The organism is Streptomyces sp. SID5464 (genome assembly GCF_009862985.1).
In the GTDB taxonomy this organism is placed as follows: domain Bacteria; phylum Actinomycetota; class Actinomycetes; order Streptomycetales; family Streptomycetaceae; genus Streptomyces; species Streptomyces chartreusis_D.
Genome location: NZ_WWIQ01000076.1, coordinates 186830 through 205982, shown reverse-complemented (window position 1 = coordinate 205982; position 19153 = coordinate 186830). Strand labels below are relative to the sequence as shown.

The 19153-nt window shown below is 72.5% G+C and carries 17 protein-coding genes and 1 pseudogene; 14 read left to right on the top strand and 4 right to left on the bottom strand.

Annotation, left to right across the window (positions count from 1 at the left end):
* Positions 1-63 precede the first annotated feature (63 nt).
* The 8 genes and pseudogenes from GTY47_RS38350 (at position 64) to GTY47_RS38315 (ending at position 7995) form a co-directional block, all read left to right on the top strand.
* A complete protein-coding gene (locus GTY47_RS38350; RefSeq protein ID WP_040903442.1) occupies positions 64-1281 on the top strand; it encodes an FAD-dependent oxidoreductase in 1218 nt (405 codons plus the stop codon).
* On the top strand, positions 1282-3888 hold the full coding sequence (gene nirB, locus GTY47_RS38345; protein ID WP_010042208.1) for a nitrite reductase large subunit NirB: 2607 nt from the start codon (positions 1282-1284) through the stop codon (positions 3886-3888).
* Positions 3885-4235: a nitrite reductase small subunit NirD gene (gene nirD / locus GTY47_RS38340; protein WP_010042206.1), complete on the top strand. Its 351-nt coding sequence runs from the start codon at positions 3885-3887 to the stop codon at positions 4233-4235. Before nirB ends, nirD begins: the two co-directional genes overlap by 4 nt.
* A 93-nt stretch (positions 4236-4328) precedes the next feature.
* Positions 4329-4493, top strand: a pseudogene (locus GTY47_RS41505) (MFS transporter); the annotation flags it as partial.
* Between the two features lie 92 nt (positions 4494-4585).
* Entirely contained in the window at positions 4586-5170 is a 585-nt protein-coding gene (locus tag GTY47_RS38330) for a TetR/AcrR family transcriptional regulator (protein WP_010042203.1), read from the top strand.
* 72 nt (positions 5171-5242) lie between these two features.
* Entirely contained in the window at positions 5243-6010 is a 768-nt protein-coding gene (locus GTY47_RS38325; protein WP_010042201.1) for a glucose 1-dehydrogenase, read from the top strand.
* Positions 6011-6092: 82 nt separating this feature from the next.
* The gene (locus GTY47_RS38320; RefSeq protein WP_010042199.1) at positions 6093-6938 is read left to right on the top strand and encodes a maleylpyruvate isomerase family mycothiol-dependent enzyme; all 846 of its coding nucleotides are present in this window, start codon (positions 6093-6095) and stop codon (positions 6936-6938) included.
* A 118-nt stretch (positions 6939-7056) separates the two neighbouring features.
* A complete protein-coding gene (locus GTY47_RS38315; protein WP_010042197.1) occupies positions 7057-7995 on the top strand; it encodes a superoxide dismutase in 939 nt (312 codons plus the stop codon).
* A 3-nt stretch (positions 7996-7998) separates the two neighbouring features.
* Here GTY47_RS38315 and GTY47_RS38310 read toward each other — a convergent pair whose 3' ends face one another.
* The 3 genes from GTY47_RS38310 to GTY47_RS38300 all read right to left on the bottom strand — a co-directional run bounded on the left by GTY47_RS38310 (position 7999) and on the right by GTY47_RS38300 (position 11985).
* Complete coding sequence (locus GTY47_RS38310; RefSeq protein WP_010042195.1) at positions 7999-8925, bottom strand: oxidoreductase; 927 nt, start codon at positions 8923-8925, stop codon at positions 7999-8001.
* Positions 8926-9013: 88 nt separating this feature from the next.
* Complete coding sequence (locus GTY47_RS38305; protein WP_231911181.1) at positions 9014-10747, bottom strand: SulP family inorganic anion transporter; 1734 nt, start codon at positions 10745-10747, stop codon at positions 9014-9016.
* Between the two features lie 632 nt (positions 10748-11379).
* The gene (locus tag GTY47_RS38300) at positions 11380-11985 is read right to left on the bottom strand and encodes a carbonic anhydrase (RefSeq protein ID WP_020275163.1); all 606 of its coding nucleotides are present in this window, start codon (positions 11983-11985) and stop codon (positions 11380-11382) included.
* 217 nt (positions 11986-12202) lie between these two features.
* Between GTY47_RS38300 and GTY47_RS38295 the strand changes: the two genes are divergently transcribed.
* From GTY47_RS38295 to GTY47_RS38275, 5 genes are all read left to right on the top strand, one after another.
* The gene (locus GTY47_RS38295) at positions 12203-12994 is read left to right on the top strand and encodes a response regulator transcription factor (protein ID WP_029181337.1); all 792 of its coding nucleotides are present in this window, start codon (positions 12203-12205) and stop codon (positions 12992-12994) included.
* Complete coding sequence (locus GTY47_RS38290) at positions 12991-14481, top strand: HAMP domain-containing sensor histidine kinase (RefSeq protein WP_010042181.1); 1491 nt, start codon at positions 12991-12993, stop codon at positions 14479-14481. The genes GTY47_RS38295 and GTY47_RS38290 overlap by 4 nt, the downstream gene beginning before the upstream one ends.
* Positions 14482-14668: 187 nt before the next feature.
* Complete coding sequence (locus tag GTY47_RS38285; protein ID WP_010042180.1) at positions 14669-15826, top strand: alkaline phosphatase PhoX; 1158 nt, start codon at positions 14669-14671, stop codon at positions 15824-15826.
* 103 nt (positions 15827-15929) lie between these two features.
* Positions 15930-16436 carry an excalibur calcium-binding domain-containing protein gene (locus GTY47_RS38280; RefSeq protein WP_102514871.1) on the top strand — a complete coding sequence of 169 codons (507 nt, stop codon included), beginning with the start codon at positions 15930-15932 and terminating at the stop codon, positions 16434-16436.
* Between the two features lie 92 nt (positions 16437-16528).
* Positions 16529-17047, top strand: coding sequence for an NUDIX hydrolase (locus GTY47_RS38275; RefSeq protein WP_010042177.1), 519 nt, complete (start codon positions 16529-16531; stop codon positions 17045-17047).
* 66 nt (positions 17048-17113) lie between these two features.
* Here GTY47_RS38275 and GTY47_RS38270 read toward each other — a convergent pair whose 3' ends face one another.
* Complete coding sequence (locus GTY47_RS38270; RefSeq protein ID WP_050810264.1) at positions 17114-18271, bottom strand: serine hydrolase domain-containing protein; 1158 nt, start codon at positions 18269-18271, stop codon at positions 17114-17116.
* A 72-nt stretch (positions 18272-18343) separates the two neighbouring features.
* Between GTY47_RS38270 and GTY47_RS38265 the strand changes: the two genes are divergently transcribed.
* On the top strand, positions 18344-19003 hold the full coding sequence (locus GTY47_RS38265; protein ID WP_010042171.1) for a TetR/AcrR family transcriptional regulator: 660 nt from the start codon (positions 18344-18346) through the stop codon (positions 19001-19003).
* Positions 19004-19153: the final 150 nt, after the last annotated feature.

Here is a 19153-nt window from a genome sequence, read left to right as displayed (position 1 = left end):
GCGTTCCCCGTGGGAAACAGTCGTGATGCTGCCGGGAAACACCGGCACCGCACGCTCAAGGACATGACCTCGAATGAGCGTGTGGTGGTGATCGGCACCGGCCTCGCGGGCGTACGGCTCGCCCGGCGGCTCGGTGAGCTCGGCACGCCCGCGTTGCTGATCGGCGAGGAGGAGCACCGGCCGTACAACCGGGTGCTGCTCGCCGAGGTGCTGGCCGGGCGTTACAGCCCCGAGGTGATCGCGCTGCCGGCGCCCGCGCAGGCCGTGCGCGGCCGGGTCGTCGGCATCGACCGCGACGAGCGCACCGTCGAGTGCGCCGACGGCACGGTGATCGCATACGACCGGCTCGTCCTCGCCACCGGATCCAACCCCGTACTGCCGCCCCTGCGCGGCCTGTTCACCCCCGACCACGTGCTGCCCGAGGGCGTCCACGCCTTCCGGACCATGGACGACTGCCTGGGCCTGTCCAAGGCGGTCCGGCCGGGGGCGCGGGCGGTGGTCATCGGCGGCGGGCTCCTCGGGGTCTCCGCGGCCCGCGCGCTCGCCCTGCGCGGCGCCCAGGTCGTCCTGGCCCAGCAGTCCGAGCGGCTGATGGAGCGCCAGCTCGACCCGGCCGCCTCCAAGCTCGTCAAGCGGCACCTGACCGACCTGGGCGTCGAGGTGCACACCGAGTGCCGCGTACGGGACGTGCGCTGCGTCGGCGGCGCCGTCCGCTCCGTGGAGATGGCCGACGGGTACGCGCTCGACGCCGACCTCGTCGTGGTGGCCTGTGGGGTGCGCCCCCGGGTGGGCCTCGCGCAGGCCGCCGGCCTCGACGTCCGCAAGGGCGTCGTCGTCGACGACGAGCTGCGCACCTCCGACCCCTACATCCACGCCATCGGCGACTGCGCCCAGCACGACGGCGTCCTCTACGGCCTCGCCGCTCCCGCACTCGAACAGGCCGACGCGCTCGCGGAGCTGCTGGCCGGCGACGCGGACGCCCGCTACACCGGCACCCGCTCCCTGACGCGACTCACGCTGAACGGGCACGACAGCCCCTTCGACCTCGCCGCGTTCGGCGAGACGGAGGCGCTCCCGGGCGACGACGTCGTCCAGCTCACCGACGCCACCCGCGGCACCTACCGCAAGGTCGTCGTCCGCGACGACCGCCTGGTCGGCGGGGTCCTCGTCGGCGAACTCGGCACCGTCGGCGCGCTCGCCCGCGCCTGGGAGGGAGCAGAGCCGCTCCCCTCCGACGGCGGCCCGCTGCTCCACCTGCTTACCAACGATGGAGGCTCCTGAATGACCGCCAGCCTGGGGGCCACCCCCACGATCGTGCTCGTCGGCCACGGCATGGTCGGCCAGCGCTTCCTCGAAGCGCTCGCCGAACGCGGCCTGACCGCCACGCACCGCGTGGTCGTGCTCTGCGAGGAGCCGCGCCCGGCCTACGACCGCGTCCAGCTCACCTCGTACTTCTCGGGCAAGACGCCCGAGGACCTGTCCATGACGGACCTGCGGTTCATCGAGGACCACGGCATCGAGCTGCACGTCGGCGACCCGGCGGAGACGATCGACCGCGAGGCGCGCCGGGTGACCGCCCGTTCCGGTCTCGTCGTCGACTACGACGTGCTCGTCCTGGCCACCGGCTCGTACCCGTTCGTGCCGCCGGTCCCGAACAAGGACGCCGAGGGCTGCTTCGTCTACCGCACGATCGAGGACCTCCTCGCGATCGAGGAGTACGCCAAGAAGGCGACGACGGGTGCCGTGGTCGGCGGCGGTCTGCTCGGTCTGGAGGCCGCGGGCGCGCTGAAGGGTCTCGGACTCACCTCCCACATCGTGGAGTTCGCGCCCCGTCTGATGCCCGTCCAGGTCGACGAGGGCGGCGGCGCCGCCCTGCTGCGCACCATCGAGGAGATGGGCCTGAGCGTCCACACGGGCGTCGGTACGCAGGAGATCGTCGTCGGCGAGGACGGCGCCGTGACCGGCATGAAGCTGTCCGACGGCTCCGAACTCGCCACCGACATGGTGGTGTTCTCCGCCGGTGTCCGCCCCCGTGACCAGCTGGCCCGCGACTGCGGCCTGACGGTCGGCGAGCGCGGCGGCATCAGCGTCGACGAGCAGTGCCGTACGGTCTCCGACCCGCACGTGTTCGCGATCGGCGAGTGCGCGCTGGCCGCCGACGGCCGGGTCTACGGCCTGGTCGCGCCCGGGTACGAGCAGGCCGAGACGGCCGCCGCGACGATCGCGTCGGACGAGGCCGCCTTCACCGGCGCCGACCTGTCCACCAAGCTGAAGCTGCTCGGCGTGGACGTGGCGTCCTTCGGCGACGCGCACGGCACCGCCGAGGACTGCCTGGACGTCGTCTACTCCGACTCCCGCGCGGGCCTGTACAAGAAGCTGGTCATCGGCCGCGACGGCACGCTGCTCGGCGGCATCCTGGTCGGCGACGCGGAGGCGTACGGCACGCTGAAGGCGTTCACCGGCTCGGTCCCGCCGGTCGCGCCCGAGGCCCTCGTCCTGCCCGCCGGCGCCGGCGCCCCGGCCCAGCTCGGCCCGTCCGCGCTGCCCGACGACGCGATCATCTGCTCGTGCCACAACGTCTCCAAGGGCGCGATCCGCGGCGCGGTCACCGACCACCAGTGCACGACCGTGCCCGAGGTGAAGAAGTGCACCAAGGCCGGCACCGGCTGCGGCTCCTGCGTCAAGGTCCTCGGTCAGCTCGTCAACGCGGAGCTGGAGGCCGGCGGCATCGAGGTCGACAAGGGCCTGTGCGGCTGCTTCTCCCAGACCCGCGAGGAGCTGTACGAGATCGTCCTCGCCCTGCGCATCAACAGCTACCAGGAGCTGCTGGACCGGCACGGCCGCGAGGAGGCCAGGGGCGGTGACGGCTGCGAGGTCTGCAAGCCGGCGGTCGCCTCGATCATCGCCTCCCTCGCCCCGGCGATCGGCGCCAGCGGCTACGTCCTGGACGGTGAGCAGGCCGCCCTCCAGGACACCAACGACCACTTCCTGGCCAACCTCCAGAAGAACGGCTCGTACTCGGTCGTCCCGCGCATCCCCGGCGGTGAGATCGCCCCGGAGAAGCTGATCGTGATCGGCGAGATCGCCCGCGACTTCGGCCTCTACACGAAGATCACCGGTGGTCAGCGGATCGACATGTTCGGCGCCCGCGTGGAGCAACTGCCCCTGATCTGGGCCCGCCTGGTCGACGCCGGCTTCGAGTCCGGCCACGCCTACGGCAAGTCGCTGCGCACGGTGAAGTCCTGCGTCGGCCAGACCTGGTGCCGCTACGGCGTCCAGGACTCGGTCCGCATGGCGATCGACCTGGAGCTGCGCTACCGGGGGCTCAGGTCGCCCCACAAGCTGAAGTCCGCGGTCTCCGGCTGCCAGCGCGAGTGCGCCGAGGCCCAGTCGAAGGACTTCGGCGTGATCGCCACCGCCAACGGCTGGAACCTGTACGTCGGCGGCAACGGCGGCGCCACGCCCCGCCACGCGGACCTGCTCGCGCAGGACCTGTCGGACGCCGAACTGGTCCGGCTCATCGACCGGTTCCTGATGTTCTACATCCGCACGGCCGACCGTCTGGAGCGCACCTCGACCTGGCTGGAGCGGATCCCCGGCGGCCTGGACCACGTGCGGGACGTCGTCGTCCACGACTCGCTCGGCATCTGCGACGAGCTGGAGAAGCTGATGCAGGCGCACGTCGCGCACTACCGCGACGAATGGGCGGAGACCATCAACGACCCCGAGAAGCTGGCCCGGTTCGTCTCCTTCGTGAACGCGCCGGACACCCCGGACCCGGTCGTCGCCTTCGTGCCCGAGCGCGACCAGATGAAGCCCGACCTGCCGCTGCTGTCCATCGGCATGCGACCCGCCGAAGACGTACTGGAAGGAAGCGCCCAGCGATGACCCTGGCACCTGAGACCACCGATCTGAAGGTCGAACTCGCTCTGGACGGCGACTGGTTCACGGTCTGCGACCTGAGCATGCTGCTCCCGGGCCGGGGGGTGGCCGCACTGCTGCCGGACGGCCGCCAGGCGGCGATCTTCCGGGACCGCACCGGTGAGCTGTTCGCCATCGACAACCGCGACCCGTTCACCGGCGCGGCGGTCCTCTCCCGCGGCCTGACCGGCACCCACCGGGGCCGCCCGTTCGTCGCCTCCCCGCTGCTGAAGCAGCGCTTCGACCTGGCGTCCGGGCAGTGCCTGGACGACGAGGCGGTACAGGTGACGGTGTACAAGGTCCGCACCGCCTGACGGTCGGTCCGGACAGACCATCGCGCGCAGGATCCCCGCCCGGCCACGGATGCCGGCGGGGATCCTGCGCGCTGACCGTTTCCGGCCGGGTACTCGACGATCACCACACCCCTGTACGGCAAGCTGTCGGAGCTGCACGGCCGCAAGCCGTACTTCCCGATCGCCATCAGCATCTTCGTGGTGGGTTCGGCGGCGAGCTCCTTCGCCGGCTCGATGACCGAACCGGCCTGGTACCGGGCGTTCCAGGGGCTCGGCGCGACGGCCACGACATGGAACTGGCCCACCCGGCCGAGTGAGCGAGGCCACGGATCACTTGACCGAACGTTCCAGAAAAGCCTAGGCTCCACCTCGTGGCCAGGACCAAGGAGTTCGATCCGGACGCCGCGCTGCAGGCAGCCCTCGAGCTGTTCTGGCGGCGCGGCTACGAGGCGACCTCGATGTCCGACCTCGTCGAGCACCTCGGCATCGGGCGCGCCAGCCTCTACGCGACCTTCGGCAACAAGCACGAGCTGTACCTGAAGGCGCTGGACCGCTACCAGCAGACCTGTGACCCGCAGCTTCTGCGGGAGCTGTCCCGACCGGGGCCGGCCCTGCCCGCCGTACGGGCGGTGGTACGCCGTTTCGCCGCTGAATCCGCGGCCGACGAACGCCGTCTGGCCGGCTGCTTCGTCGTCAACACGGCCACCGAGCTGGCCCCCCACGACACGGCCGCGTGCCGCCGCGTGGAGCACAGCTGGGACCAGCTGGAGACCCTGCTGCACTCGGCCCTGCTCCGCGCGCAGGCGCAGGGCGAGCTGGACCAGGGCCGCGATCCGCGCACCCTGGCCCGGATGCTGCTCGTGCTGATGCAGGGGCTGCGGGTCGTCGGAAAGGCGTCGGCGGATCCGGCCCGGGTCCGGGACGCCGCGGAAGGGGCCCTGGCACTGCTCGACTGAGAACCGGGCGCCCGCGAGGGCGCCTTTTTCACGCCCTCATACTGAACCGATCAGTCAAGAAAAGAGAAGATCATGACCCACCGTTTCACCGGCAGGACCACCCTCGTCACCGGCGGCGGATCCGGCATCGGACGCGGTATCGCCCTCGCGTTCGCCGCCGAGGGCGCGAACGTCGTCGTAGCCGGGCGGCGCCAGGAGCCGCTCGACGAGACCGTGGCGCTGATCGAGGCGGCGGGCGGAAAGGCCCTCGCGGTCACCGCCGACGTCACCCGCGCCGACGACGTGCGGGCCCTGGTCGACGCCGCCGTGGACCGCTTCGGCTCGCTGGACGTGGCGGTGAACAACGCCGGGGTCCTGGAAGCCGCCGGAACTCCCGTCGCGGACGTCCCCGAGGACGCCTGGCGCCGGATGCTCGACATCAACGTCACCGGCGTCCTGCTCGCCCTCCAGGCCGAGGTGCGCCAGATGCGCACCCAGCCCGGCGGCGGCGCCATCGTCAACATCGCTTCCCGGATCGGCGTCCACGGCCGCATCCCCGGCACCACGGCCTACGGCGCCACCAAGGCGGCCGTGTCGGTCCTCACGCGCGGCGCCGCCCTGGACCACATCGCCGACGGTGTCCGCATCAACGCGGTGTCGCCCGGCGCCACCGCCACGCCCATGTCGCTCCAGCCGGGCGAGACGGAGGCCGGACGCGCGGAGCGCATGAGGACCGCGGTCCCGCTCGGCCGGGTCTCCACGGTCGAGGAGACGGCGGCCGCCGTGCTGTACCTGGCTTCCGACGACGCGGCATCGGTGGTGGGCACGGACCTGGTGGTGGACGGCGGCTCCACGGCCTGAGCGCGGACCTGATGGTGGAGGCGGCCCCACGGCCTGAGCGCGAAACGCCCCCTGGCGGACCCGCTGCTGGCAGGCTGGGCACATGGTCACGCAGCCGAACGACTGGTCCGGGCTCTCCTGGCTGGGCCCCCCGATCGACGCCCGCGCGCTGTTCGGTCCCGAACTGGACGCCCTGCTTGGGCTGTTGCGGGGACTGGGGCCGACGCAGTGGGCGCGGATCGCCGTGCCCGGGTGGACCGTGCACGACGTCGCCGCGCACGTCCTCGGCGACTGCTCCGCGCGCCTCGGCCGCCGCGAGTTCGGCGCGTTCGCGCCGGGCGAGACCCTGGAGGCGTTCATCCACCGCTCGAACCAGGAGTGGGTCGACCGCCACCGGGACATGGACCCGGCCTCGCTCGTCGACGCCCTGGAAGAGGCCGGCACCGAACTGGCCCGCCGCTTCGCACACGCCGACCTCGACGCGCCGTCCCTGGGCGTGTCCTGGGCCGGGGCGGACCCGGCGCCGATGTGGCTGGACTGTGCCCGGGAGTTCACCGAGTACTGGACGCACCGCCAGCAGATCCGGCACGCGGCCGGGCTGGGCACCGACCCCGCGCCGCGGGCCCTGTCCATCGTGCTGGACACCTTCATGCGGGCCCTGCCCCACACGCTGCGCGACACCGCCGCACCGGCCGGCACGCGGGTGCAGGTGACGGTCCCCGGCCCGGGAGGAGGCACCTGGAGCGTGACCGCCGGGGCGGAGGGCTGGTCCCTGGCGGAGGACCCCGGCGCCCGGCCGGCGGCAGCCGTCGTGGAGCTGGACACGGAAACCGCCTGGCAGCTCTGCACCCGGGGTGTCGAACCGGCCACCGCTCTCACCCGGGCCCGGGTCGATGGCGACCGGCGGCTCGCCGAGGCCGTGGGCCGGATCGTGTCGATCGTCTACTGATCAACTGCCGTGCCCGGCTGTCGAGTTGCTGTCGACTTCACCGACTCGGCTGCCATGCCGGGGTCGTTCACGTTTCATCGAGTCACCTCACCGCCTTCCTTCCACGAAAGGCCCGACCATGACTCGGAACCACACCCGGCCGTCCCGGCGGACCGTGCTCGGCGGGGCCGTCGCCGCGCTCGCGGTGGCCGCCGGCACCGGCACGGGGCAGGCCGCCGCCGGGACCCGTTGGCCCACCGAGTTCCCGCTGCCCGACGGCTGGCTCCCCGAGGGGATCACCATAGGCGGCAGGCCGTACGCGTACATGGGCTCGCGCGCCGACGGCGCGATCTACCGCACCGACCTGCGCACCGGCGAGGGCGGGGTCCTGCACGAGGGTGCCGCCGGTCTCGCGTCCATCGGGCTGAAGCTGGACCGGGACGGCCTGCTGTACGTGGCCGGCGGCGCCGGAGGCACCGCGCGGATCGTCGACGCGCGCACCGGCGAGCTGCTCACCACCTACCGACTCACCCGGGACGCCGCCCCGTTCGTCAACGACGTCGTGCTGCACGGCGACCGCGCCTGGTTCACCGACTCCCGTGCGGCCGTCCTCCACGGCGTGCCGCGCGGCCGGCGGGGCGAGGTCCGCTCCCTTCCGCTCACCGGCGAGTGGGTGCAGGCGCCCGCCGGGACCAACAGCGCCAACGGCCTGGTCGCCACACCCGACGGCCGCGGCCTGATCGTCGTCAACGCGGGTCGGCTGTACCGCGTGGACCTCAGGACCGGCCACGCCACCGAGGTCACGCTGCGGGGCGCGCCGGACGTGGCGGGCGGCGACGGCCTGGTCCGCCTCGGCCGCACGCTGTACGTCGTCCAGAACCGCCTGAACAAGATCACGGTCTGGGACCTCGACCGGAAGGCCACCACCGCCGGCCTGACCAGGACGATCACCGACCCCCGCTTCGACGTCCCCACCACGGCCGCCCGCCACGGCAACCGCCTCTACCTGGTCAACGCCCGCTTCACCAGCCCGCAGACGCCGGAGACGACGTTCAACGCGGTGGCCGTGTCCCTGTGAGGGTCACGCCGTCAAAGCGCCGTACGTCACGCCGGTCAGCTCCTCGGACGCGGCCCACAGTCGCTGCCCCGCCGCGTCGTCGAGGGTCCAGGGCGCCCGCCAGGACGGTGCGGGGGCCCCGCGCCACATCGCGATGTGCGGGCCGGTGAAGGAGTCGGGCCGTACGCCGGGTTCCGTCGCCGCGTACAGGATCGGGAGCGCGCCCGCCTCGGCCGGCTGGGCGACGACCCGGTTGGCGATCCGCACGAGCCGCTCGGCGGCCCGGCGCCCCTCGGCGAGCGGCCCGGTGGTCTGGAGATTGGTGGCCGCGTACCCGGGGTGGGCCGCGGCCGCCACCAGGCCCGTGCCGTGCGCCGCCGCCCGGCGCGCCAGCTCGTGCGTGAACAGCAGGTTGGCCGTCTTGGAACGGGCGTAGGCGATCCAGCGCCGGTAGCGGTGCTCGCTGTTGAGGTCGTTCATGTCGATGTTGGCGAGGGCGTGCATCCCGCTGGAGACGACCACGACCCGGGCCCCCGGCGCCGCGAGCAGCGCGGGCAGCAGCAGGCCGGTGAGGGCGAAGTGCCCCAGGTGGTTGATCCCGAACTGGGTCTCGAAGCCGTCCGCCGTCGTCCCGTACGGCAGCGCCATCACCCCGGCGTTGTCGACGAGCACGTCCAGCCGCTCGTACGGGAACCCGGCCGCGAACTCGCGTACGGAGGCCAGGTCCCCGAGGTCGAGCCGGCCCAGCTCGACCCGGGCCTCGGGCAGTTCCGCCCGGAGCCGGTCCACGGCCGCGTTCCCCCGGGCCTCGCTGCGGCACGCGAGCACCACCCGCGCGCCCTTGCGGGCCAGTTCCCGTGCCGTGACGAGCCCGATCCCGCTGTTGGCGCCGGTGACGACGGCGACGCGGCCGCTCTGGTCCGGGATGTCCCCTGTGCTCCAGCCTGGCATGGCAGGCTCCCTTCGCCGGTGGCCGTGATCCAGCCTACGAGGAGGAGTTGGGGCGAGACGGACCCGGGGCACCGGCCCCGGGCCGGGGTCAGCCCACGGGGCTCGACCGCTGGTCGTCCGGGAGGGGCCGGGTGTCGAGGTAGAACCACTCGGCGTCGGCGGTGGGCCAGGGGGAGGGCGGGGCCGGTGCGGACGGTGGTGCGGACGGTGGTGCGGACGGTGGGGACGGTTCCCTCACCGGTTCGCCCCACGGTTCCTCGGCCATGGCCGTGACAGGCCGTTTGGGCAGCGGTGCCTGGGCGTCTCCCGCGGGCGCCGCGGCCCGGTCACCGGTCGGCTTCGCCTCGCCCGGCATCAGCAGCTCCACTCGCAGCCCCAGTCCCCGCTGCTGGGCGGTGAACTCCTCGACCTGGTTGCGGCAGGCGTGGTCCAGGTGGGTCACGCCGGTCAGGTCGAGCCGGATCCTCGGCTTCCCGGACGCGGCGGCGGCCTCAAGCGCCTCGATCACCTTCGGCAGCCGCAGGAACGTCGCGTTGCCGGCCATGACGACCTTCGCCGTGTCGTCCTCGACGTGCTGGCGGATCGCGGTCTGCGACATGCGCAGCGCCGCCAGCACGATGCCCGCGGCGAGGCCGATCAGCACGCCCTCCAGCAGCGCGGTCACCACGATGACCAGTGTGGTCAGCGTCATCACCGCGAACTCGCCCTTGTCCTGGCGCCACATCTTCGGGAACTCGGCGGGCCCGAACAGCTTCCAGCCGCTGTGCACGAGGACACCGGCGAGCACCGAGATCGGGATCAGCGCGAGCACCTGCGGCAGCAGCAGCGCGAACGCGAGCAGCCACAGGCCGTGCAGGGTGCGGGAGAGCCGGGTCTTGGCCCCGGCCTGGACGTTGGCCGAACTGCGGGCCACGACCGCGGTGATGGGGAGCGCGCCGAGGATGCCTGCGACGGTGTTCCCGGCGCCCTGGGCGATCAGCTCGGTGTTGTAGCGGGTGCGCGGGCCGCTGTGCATACGGTCCACCGCGGCGGCCGTGAACAGGCTCTCGGCGGACGCGATGACCGTGAAGGTGAGGATGGCGGTGATGATCGCCCCGTCCGCGAGCCCGGCGAACTGCTCCGGCCCGGGCAGCGACACGGACGCGAGCAGATTGCCGACTTGGAGCGTCTTGACGTCCACGCCGGGCAGCGCGGCGACCACGATGCCGATGCCCACGGCGACCAGCGCGGCGGGGATCCTCCCGGCCGGGCCCGGCACCTTCTTCCACACGAAGCTGAGCACGATCGTGACGACACCGAGCAGGGTGGCGATCATCGCCTGTCGGTCGGTCAGGATGCCGGCCAGCAGTCCGGGGATGCCGGCCATGTTCTCGATCGCGGTGCCCGGGGCCTTGGCGTCGGCCATCGGGTAGGCCTGGCTGAACATCAGCGGCACGCCGATGCCGGCCAGCATGCCCTGGACGACGGCGACCGAGATGGCCTGGAACATCCGGCCGAGCCGCACCAGTCCCAGGATGATCTGGAGGAGGCCGGCGAACAGCACGATCACGCCGAGCATGGCCACGCCGACCTCGGCGACGGTCTCCGCGACCAGCGCGGCGAGGCCGGCTGCCGGCCCGCTGACCTGGAGGGTACTGCCGCGTGCCGCGCCGACGACCAGACCGCCGATCACCCCGGAGATGATCCCGAGCTCGGCGGGCACGCCGGAGGCGACGGCGACGCCGATGCACAGCGGCAGAGCGACGAGGAAGACGACGAGCGAGGCGGTGATGTCGGTGACGAGATCACCCTTGGCCCCGGCCTTGCCGCCGGCGCCCTTCACACGGCTGATCAGCCCACCCAGCACACCGCCAGAGCCGCCCCCCGGGTCACGGGAGGAACCGCCCGACCCCCGACGCGCACCGCCTCCCGCCCGGTCGCCACCCGCGCCACCGGACGGACCCCCCGACCGCCAACCCGCACCGCCTCCCACCGAATCCCACCCCGGCTCACCACCCGGACCCCCCGACCGCCAACCCCCAGGGCTCCCCGCCGAGTCCCCGACCAGGCCACCGCCCGCACCACCCGACCGACCCCCCGTCAAACCGCTCGCCGGTCCGTCCGATCCCCAGCCTGCGGCACTTCCCGCCGAACCACCTCCCGGCCTGCCGGGCCCCCAGTCCGAGACACCCCCGTCGGAACCTGCCGCTGCCCAGTCCGCCGCGTCCCCGCCGCGATCACCCGGCCCCCAGCCCCCCGAGCCCTCTGCGAAACCGCCCGCTCCTCCATCCCCGGAGCCCTCCGCGGAGCCGCCCGACCTCCAGTCCGAAGCACCGCTCCCGGCATCAGCCGATCCCCAGCGCGCGGCACCCCCCTCGGAAGCAGCACCCCAACCCCCCGCGTCTCCCGCAGGGCCGGCCTGCCGGCCCCCCGGCGCGGCACCGCTCCTTACCCGCCCCCGCGCATGCGCCCCGCTCACGCGGCATGCACCCGGAAGGCGCCGTCGTCGCCGAGTTCGTAGACGAACCCCGTGTCGACCTCGTAGTACCAGCCGTGCAGCCGCAGCCGGCCCGCGTCGAGCCGCTGTCGCACCACCGGGTAACTCCGCAGCGCGGCCAGCTGGTTGACGACGTTGCCCTGGGAGACCTCCGGCAGCGACGGGTCGTCCGGCGCGGACTCCAGTACGGGGGTGAGTTCCGGGCGGGCGATGTGGAGCCAGGCGTCCACGCCGGGCAGCGCGGACAGGTCGTCGCCGGACTTCAGCGCGCCCATCGCGCCGCAGTGTGAGTGACCGCACACCACGATGTCCTGAACCCCGAGCACTTCCAGTGCGTACTCGATGGTGGCCGCCTCGCCCGAGGCCCCGGGCCGTCCGTAGGGCGGCACGATATTGCCCGCGTTGCGCAGCTCGAATATCTCCCCGGGCCGCGCACCCGTGATGAGTGCGGGTATGACACGGGAGTCCGAGCAGGTGATGAACAACGCCTCCGGATATTGCCCTTCGGCCAGTTTCCGGTATTCGCCGCTGTCGAAATCGACACGCGTCCTGAACGTGCGGGCACGATCCAGCAATGCCTTCAACTTCGCCTCCTGAACTGCCGTTTCGTTCTGTGCACCCCACCGTAGACGGACGACGTACAGAGGAAGGTTAAGCGAGCTCCAGCGCCCGGCCAGGAATTGAACATTCTTTGTCCGGATACCCAGACGAACGGTCATCTTGTAGCGTGTGAACTCCAGGGCGGAAATTGCGAATTCACGCTGCCCGGATTTATGTCGGCTTCACGGAGAGACAGGACGTATGGGCCTACGAGTGCTGCTCATCGAGGACGACGAGACGATCGCCGAGCCGCTCACCGAAGGGCTGGGACACTTCGGGCTGACGGTCGATCATGTCGCCACGGGCACGGACGGGCTGAGAGGCCCGTACAACGACGTCGTCCTGCTCGACCTGGGACTGCCGGACATGGACGGCATCGACGTCTGCCGCGGCATCAGGCAGGTCTCGGACGTGCCCATCGTCATCCTCAGCGCCCGTGGCGAGGAGGCCGACCGCGTGCTGGGCCTGGAGCTGGGCGCCGACGACTACCTGGCGAAACCATTCAGCGTACGGGAGCTGGTGGCCCGGGTCCGGGCGGTGACCCGCCGCACGCAACGCACCCGGCAGACGTTCCCCGAGCCCTCGGGCACCCCGGGCACAGCAGGCGCAACCGGCGAGTCGAGCACGCCGGGCACCGCCGAGCCGCTGCCCCACGTACCGGCCCCCGGCCCCCCGCACGACCCGGGCCCCCTCGTGGTGGACCGCCGTACCCGCCAGGTCTGGGTCGGCGACTCCCCCGTGCTGCTCACCCCCAAGGAGTTCGACCTGCTGGCGCTCCTCAGCGAGGACCCGGGCGCGGTCTACTCGCGACAGCAGATCCTCGACCGCGTCTGGGATCCGCACTACGACGGCCCGACCAAGACGCTGGACGTCCATGTGGCCGCGCTGCGCCGCAAGCTGGGGCACCCGGCGTGGATCAGGACACTGCGGGGTGTCGGCTTCCGGCTGGCGGTGCACACCGGGCCGAACGCCCCGCAGGTGGCATCTCCATGACCCGCCGGCTGCTGTTCAGCTATCTCACCCTCGCCGCGCTGGTGCTGCTCTGCCTGGAGATCCCGCTGGGCTTCGTCTACTCGCGCGGTGAGCGGGAGCAGGTGGTCAACGCGGCGAAGGACGAGGCCGAGTCGGTCTCCGCGTACGCCGCGCTGTCCCTCGCGGCGGGCCGGGCCGAGGGGGACCTGCCCGCACGGGTGGCGCACTGCGCGAAGCGCATCGGCGGGAAGGTGGTGATCGTCGCCGCCTCGGGCGCCACGCTCGCCACCTCGCATCCGATCGACACCTCGGTGTCCGGCGCCCTGGCCGACCGTCCGGGCATCGCGGCCGCGCTGCGAGGCACCTCGACGGTGGATGTGCGTACCTCCACGATCGGCGGGGTCGAGTACCTGTCGGTGGCCGCGCCGGTCGGTCAGGAAGCGCGGCCGGTGGGTGCCGTGTGGCTGACGGTGCCCACGCGGACGGTGCACGAGCGGGTCCACCACGTGTGGCTGTTGCTCGTCCTGGGCGGGCTGGCCGTGCTGACGGCGGTGGCCGTGGTCGGCTTCGCCTTCGCCCGCTGGGCCGGTCGCCCCATCCGCGAACTGGAGCAGGCGACGCACGACTTGGCGGAGGGCGGCGGCCGGTTCACCCCGGTGACGATCACGAAGGGCCCGCCGGAAGTACGCAGTCTGGCCGCGGCGTTCAACCGCACCGCGGCCCGCCTCGCCCATCTGCTCGCCTCCCAGCGGGCGTTCGCCGGCGAGGCCTCGCACCAGCTGAAGACCCCGCTCGCGGCGCTGCGGCTGCGCCTGGAGAACCTGGAGCCGGACGTCGCCGCCCGGGCCCGGGGCAGCCTCACGGCGGCCGTGACGGAAACGGACCGGCTCGCCCGGATGGTGGAGCACCTGCTGGCGATGGCCCGGCTGGAGGAGCACGCGGCGATCCCCGCCACCGTCGATCTGGGCGCGGTGTGCGCGGAACGGCACCGCACCTGGCAGCCCCTCTTCACACGGGAGGACGTCTCCCTCGTGCTCTTCGCGGGCGGCGTCGGCCCGGTGCTGGCGGTGCCGGGGGCCGTCGAGCAGATCATGGACAACCTCCTGTCCAACGCCCTGCGGGCGTCCCCGCCCGGCAGCACCGTCACGATCGAGCTGCGGGTGCCGGCCCCGCCCCGGCGGGCCCTGCGCGACGGCCGCCCCCGCTGGGTCGACCTGCACGTCACCGACGAGGGCCCGGGCATGACGGAGGATCAGCGGGCCCGCGCCTTCGACCGTTTCTGGCGCGCCCCGGGCGCTCCCAAGGGCGGCTCGGGACTCGGGCTCGCCCTGGTGCAGCGCCTCGCCCACGCCAGCGGCGGCGAGGCGACCCTGCACGCGGCGGCGACGGGCGGCCTGGACGTGGTGATCCGTCTGCCGTCCGTACGACCACCGGCCGAGGGCCACGGACCGGGCACGGACCGCCCGAGGGGCGCCCGGAGACAGCAGGCCCCGGCGCTGCCCGCGTGAGCCCGCGAAGGACGAGGCGAGGCCCGCCGGCTCCTGGCCCCACAGGCGGCACACAGCATGCCGTTCCACGGCCACGAGTTGGCCATGCCCCGTCAACCCGGCCCGCTTAGCGTTCCTCCCGCCTCCCCCCACGCACAACCCTGCCGTCGACCGGCGGCGGGGCGGTACGGCACCTCTTGGAGTGAGAGTGGAACGTCGTAGCCTCCTGCGTGCGGCCGTCCTCGGCGGCACCTCGGCCGCCCTCGGCGGAACTCTGTGGCGCGGGGCCGCCTACGCGGCCCCCGCCCAGCCCGGCACCGGCCCCTACGGGCCGCTGGGCTCCCCGGACGCCAACGGCATCAGACTCCCCAGCGGCTTCACCAGCCGGGTGATCGCCCGCTCGGGCCAGCGGGTCGGGAGCACGTCGTACACCTGGCACAACGCCCCGGACGGCGGCGCCTGTTACGCCGACGGCACGGGCTGGATCTATGTCTCCAACTCCGAGATCAACCCGTCGGGCGGCGCGAGCGCGGTGAGGTTCTCCTCGACCGGGGCGATCACCGGCGCGTACCGCATCCTGTCCAACACCCGCCAGAACTGCGCCGGCGGCAAGACGCCGTGGGGCACCTGGCTGTCCTGCGAGGAGGTGGACCGGGGCTACGTCTACGAGACGGACCCCTGGGGCACGAAGGCGGCGGTGCGCCGCGACGCCATGGGCCGCTTCAAGCACGAGGCGGCGGCGGCCGACCCGGTCCGCCAGGTCATCTACCTGACCGAGGACGTCACCGACGGCTGCTTCTACCGCTTCCGCCCGACGACCTGGGGCGACCTCTCCTCCGGCACGCTGGAGGTCCTGGTGGCGGGCAGCGGCACCAGCGGCCCGGTCACCTGGGCCCGGGTCCCCGACCCCTCCGGCGCGACCGCCACGCGCAGCCAGGTCTCCGGCGCCAAGCACTTCAACGGCGGCGAGGGCTGCTACTACGCGGACGACACCTGCTGGTTCACCACAAAGGGCGACAACCGCGTCTGGCAGTACGACGCCGCCGCCCAGACCATCGACCTCGCCTACGACGACTCCCTGGTGACGAGCGGCACGGCGCCCCTCACGGGTGTCGACAACGTCACCGGCTCCGCCTCCGGAGACCTCTTCGTCGCCGAGGACGGCGGCAACATGGAGATCTGCGTCATCACCCCCACCGACGTGGTCGCCCCGTTCCTCCGCGTCGACGGCCAGTCCGGCTCGGAGATCACGGGTCCGGCCTTCTCCCCGGACGGCACGCGCCTGTACTTCTCCAGCCAGCGCGGCACCAGCGGCAGTTCCTCGGGCGGCATCACCTACGAGGTGACGGGCCCGTTCCGCTCGTAACGGCACCACCCGCCTTCACCTGATCATCACAAGATGGTCACCTCTCCCTCATCCGGGGCCGCTCGGACCTACGGTCATCCCCTCACGTACCACTACTGGGGGGATGACCATGAGCAATCCGTACACGGGCCCGCACGCCGACCCGTATCCCGTGCCGCCGGCGCCGCAGCCCGTCCGGCCGGCGCCCCGCTGGGCGCGGAAGCGCTACCTGCTGCCCGCCCTCGGCCTGGCCTGGTTCATCGGCGTCGGTATCGGCGCCTCCGGCGACAAGACGGCCGACGCGAAACCCGCGGCCGCCAGACCGCAGCCGACCGTCACGGTCACCGCGACGACCACCGCCACCGCGACACCACTCGCGAAGAAGCCGGAACCCGCCCCCACGGTCACCGCCACCAGGACCGTCAGAGCCACCACCACCGTCACCGCACAGCCGGCCGCGGGCGGCGGCTCCGACGACGACGGATCGAGCGGATCGGGCGGCTCGGAGGACGTCTACTACGCGAACTGCTCCGCCGTCCGTGCGGCCGGAGCCGCCCCCATCCACCGTGGTGAACCCGGCTACGCCTCACACCTGGACCGCGACAACGACGGGATCGCCTGCGACACGTGACACGAGTACGCCGGTGACCATCGGCGCGTCCGGCCGTTCCACCGTTTGGGCAGCTCGTCCCGGGCTGCCCGGACGACGGAAGGAACACCACCGTGGACACGACCGTGCCCGCCACCGACGTACAGCGCGTGCTGCCGCGTGACGAGTGGGTCAAGACGCTGCCGCAGACCATCGTCGCGTCGTGCGTGCTGCTCCTCGACGCGGAGGACCGGATCCTGCTGCTGCGCTACGCCGAGGGCGAGCCCGGTGCCGGGCTCTGGGGGCTGCCGGGCGGGATGCTCGACCACGGCGAGGACCCCTTCGGTGCCGCGTGCCGGGAGCTGCACGAGGAGACCGGCATCGTCCTGGACCGGGCGCCCCGGTTCATCGGCTACGACCACCGGGCCGATGTGAAGGGCACGGGCCCGGTGATCGACTTCTACTTCCACGGCGGCCGTGTCGCCCCCGGGCAGACCGTCAGGCGCAGCGGCGAGCACGACCGAGACGGCCTGTTCGCCCTCGCCGACCTGGAATCCCTCTCGCTGTCGACTCCCCTGCCGGCCCTCACGGCGCTGCACACGGCCGCCCTGACGGGAACCGTCGTCTGCCTGCGGGAAGGACTGCCCCGGTGACAGCGGCCGGGCTTCGGCGAGCCAGGCGTGGGCCGGCCCGGGGGCCGGTCCCAGCAGGTGTCCCGGTCAGCCGTACATCGCCACGCGGAAGAGAGTCGCCAGCGCGTCGTCGATGGGGTGGGGCTGCGGCTTGCCGGAGGAGTCGAGCCTGTTCCACCTCTGCAGGTTCACCGCGACGGACAACTGCCGCCTGCCGTCGGCACGGGTCATGGCCAGCGCTCCGCCGCCCCAGACCGTGCCGCCATGGCCCCAGAAGGTGCCCGGACCGGGACCTTCCATCGGGTGCAGGCCGAGGCCGTAGCGGATCGTCTTTCCCTCCTGGGAGACGACCGGGACGGTGCGTCGCATCTGCGCCAACGACGACGGGCTGACGATCTCACCGGCCAGCAACAGGCCGAAGAAGCGGTTGAGGTCCTTGACGGTCGATATCAGCGAGGCCGACGGCCCCACCCATGACATGTCGTACACGCTGTAGTCGCGCGGCGGGTCGATCATGCCGAACCACGACTCGTAGAGCTGCGAGTGCGGCCCGTCGACGTACGGTCCGGCGGGGAATCCGGTGTCCCGGAGCCCGGCGCGCTCGATGACGTTCCGGGTGATGTACCGCTCGGCCGTAGTGCCCGTCACCTGTTCCAGGAGTGCGCCGAGGAGCAGGTAGTTGGTGTTGGAGTAGACCCCCGGAGCACCACCCGGGGCGCCGACGGCAGGTGCGGCGACCCCCATCTCGATCAGTTCAGTGGGGTCGAACCGCGTGAACCGGTGGTCGTCCAGGCTCTGGGGCCCGGTGTCCGCGAGGGCGGGGAACGCCCTGAGGGAGGGGTAGGCGTACGGGAGGTACTCGGCGAGGCCGCTGGTGTGGTTGATCAGCATCCGGACCGTGATCGCGTCACCGCGTTCTCCGGGCACCAGCTTCGGCAGGTACCGGCCGATCGGTGTGTCGAGACCGATCCGACCGCTCTCGACCTGCTGCAGAACCGCGGCGGCGGTGAAGGTCTTGGTGATGCTGCCGACGCGGTGCCGCATGTCGGCGGTGACGGGACGGCCGGTGGCGACATCGGCGACCCCGGCGGCGCCGCGCCAGACCTGGTCGCCGTCTCGCACCTCGGCGAACAGGCCCGGCATCCCGGCGCGGTGGACGTCTTCCATGGCGGCGTTCAGGGCCGCGCAATCCAGTGGGCTCTTCACGTCATGCGTCCTTTCGTGTTGCCCGCCCGGTACACCCATGTCCCCATTATGCACGCGGTGCGTGCAACACCAAGTGCACAAGTAGTCTGGGGTCCGGCGAGAGGAGCAGAGATGGCAGGCCGAAGGCGTTGGTCGACCGAGGAGATCCTGGATGCGGCGGCGGAACTGCTGCGCACGAGCGACGCGGATTCGTTCAGCGTGCGCAAGCTCGCCGCGGCCCTCGGGACGGATTCCTCCAGCCTCTACCGGCACTTCCGCAGCAAGACCGAACTGCTGCGCGCGGTCGCCGACCGGATCCTCCTGGCCGCGATGGACGGCTACCGCCCCGAGGGCGACTGGAAACAGCGCATCACGGCCCTGGCCCTGCGCGTGAGGGAGGCCTTCGGACGGCAACCGCAGCTCGCCGCGGTCTGGGGACGCTACGCCTCGTCCGGCACCGGTTCCCGGATGGTCATGGAAGAGGTGCTGCAGGCTCTGCGCTCGGCGGGACTGCCCGACGAGGAGATCCCGGCCCGCTACCACCGGCTCGCGGTCCTCATCGCCGCGTTGATCGCCTCCGAGGCCGGGGTCAGCACCGTCACCCCCGGAGAGGCCGAACAGGGCATGGAGCTGTTTCGCGTCGCGGTACTCGGCGCCGACCCCGAACGCTTCCCGGCCCTGGCCCACTTCGCCCGCGACGTCCGTCCCCTCGGGATGGATCGCCGCGCCGCGTTCGAAGAGATCCTCGCCGCCCAACTGGCCCACATCGAGGCCGCGACCCGCCCGAGCTAGCCGACCGCCTCAGGGGTTTCGGCACACGAGAGCGGGGGCGCATCTCCGCACAAGATGCGCCCCCGCTCTCCTCCGTGCTCCGGAGCCGCCGCGATCGGTGAGGGTCGGGGACCGTCGACGGCTCCGGGTCCTGAGCTGCCCGCAGGGGCC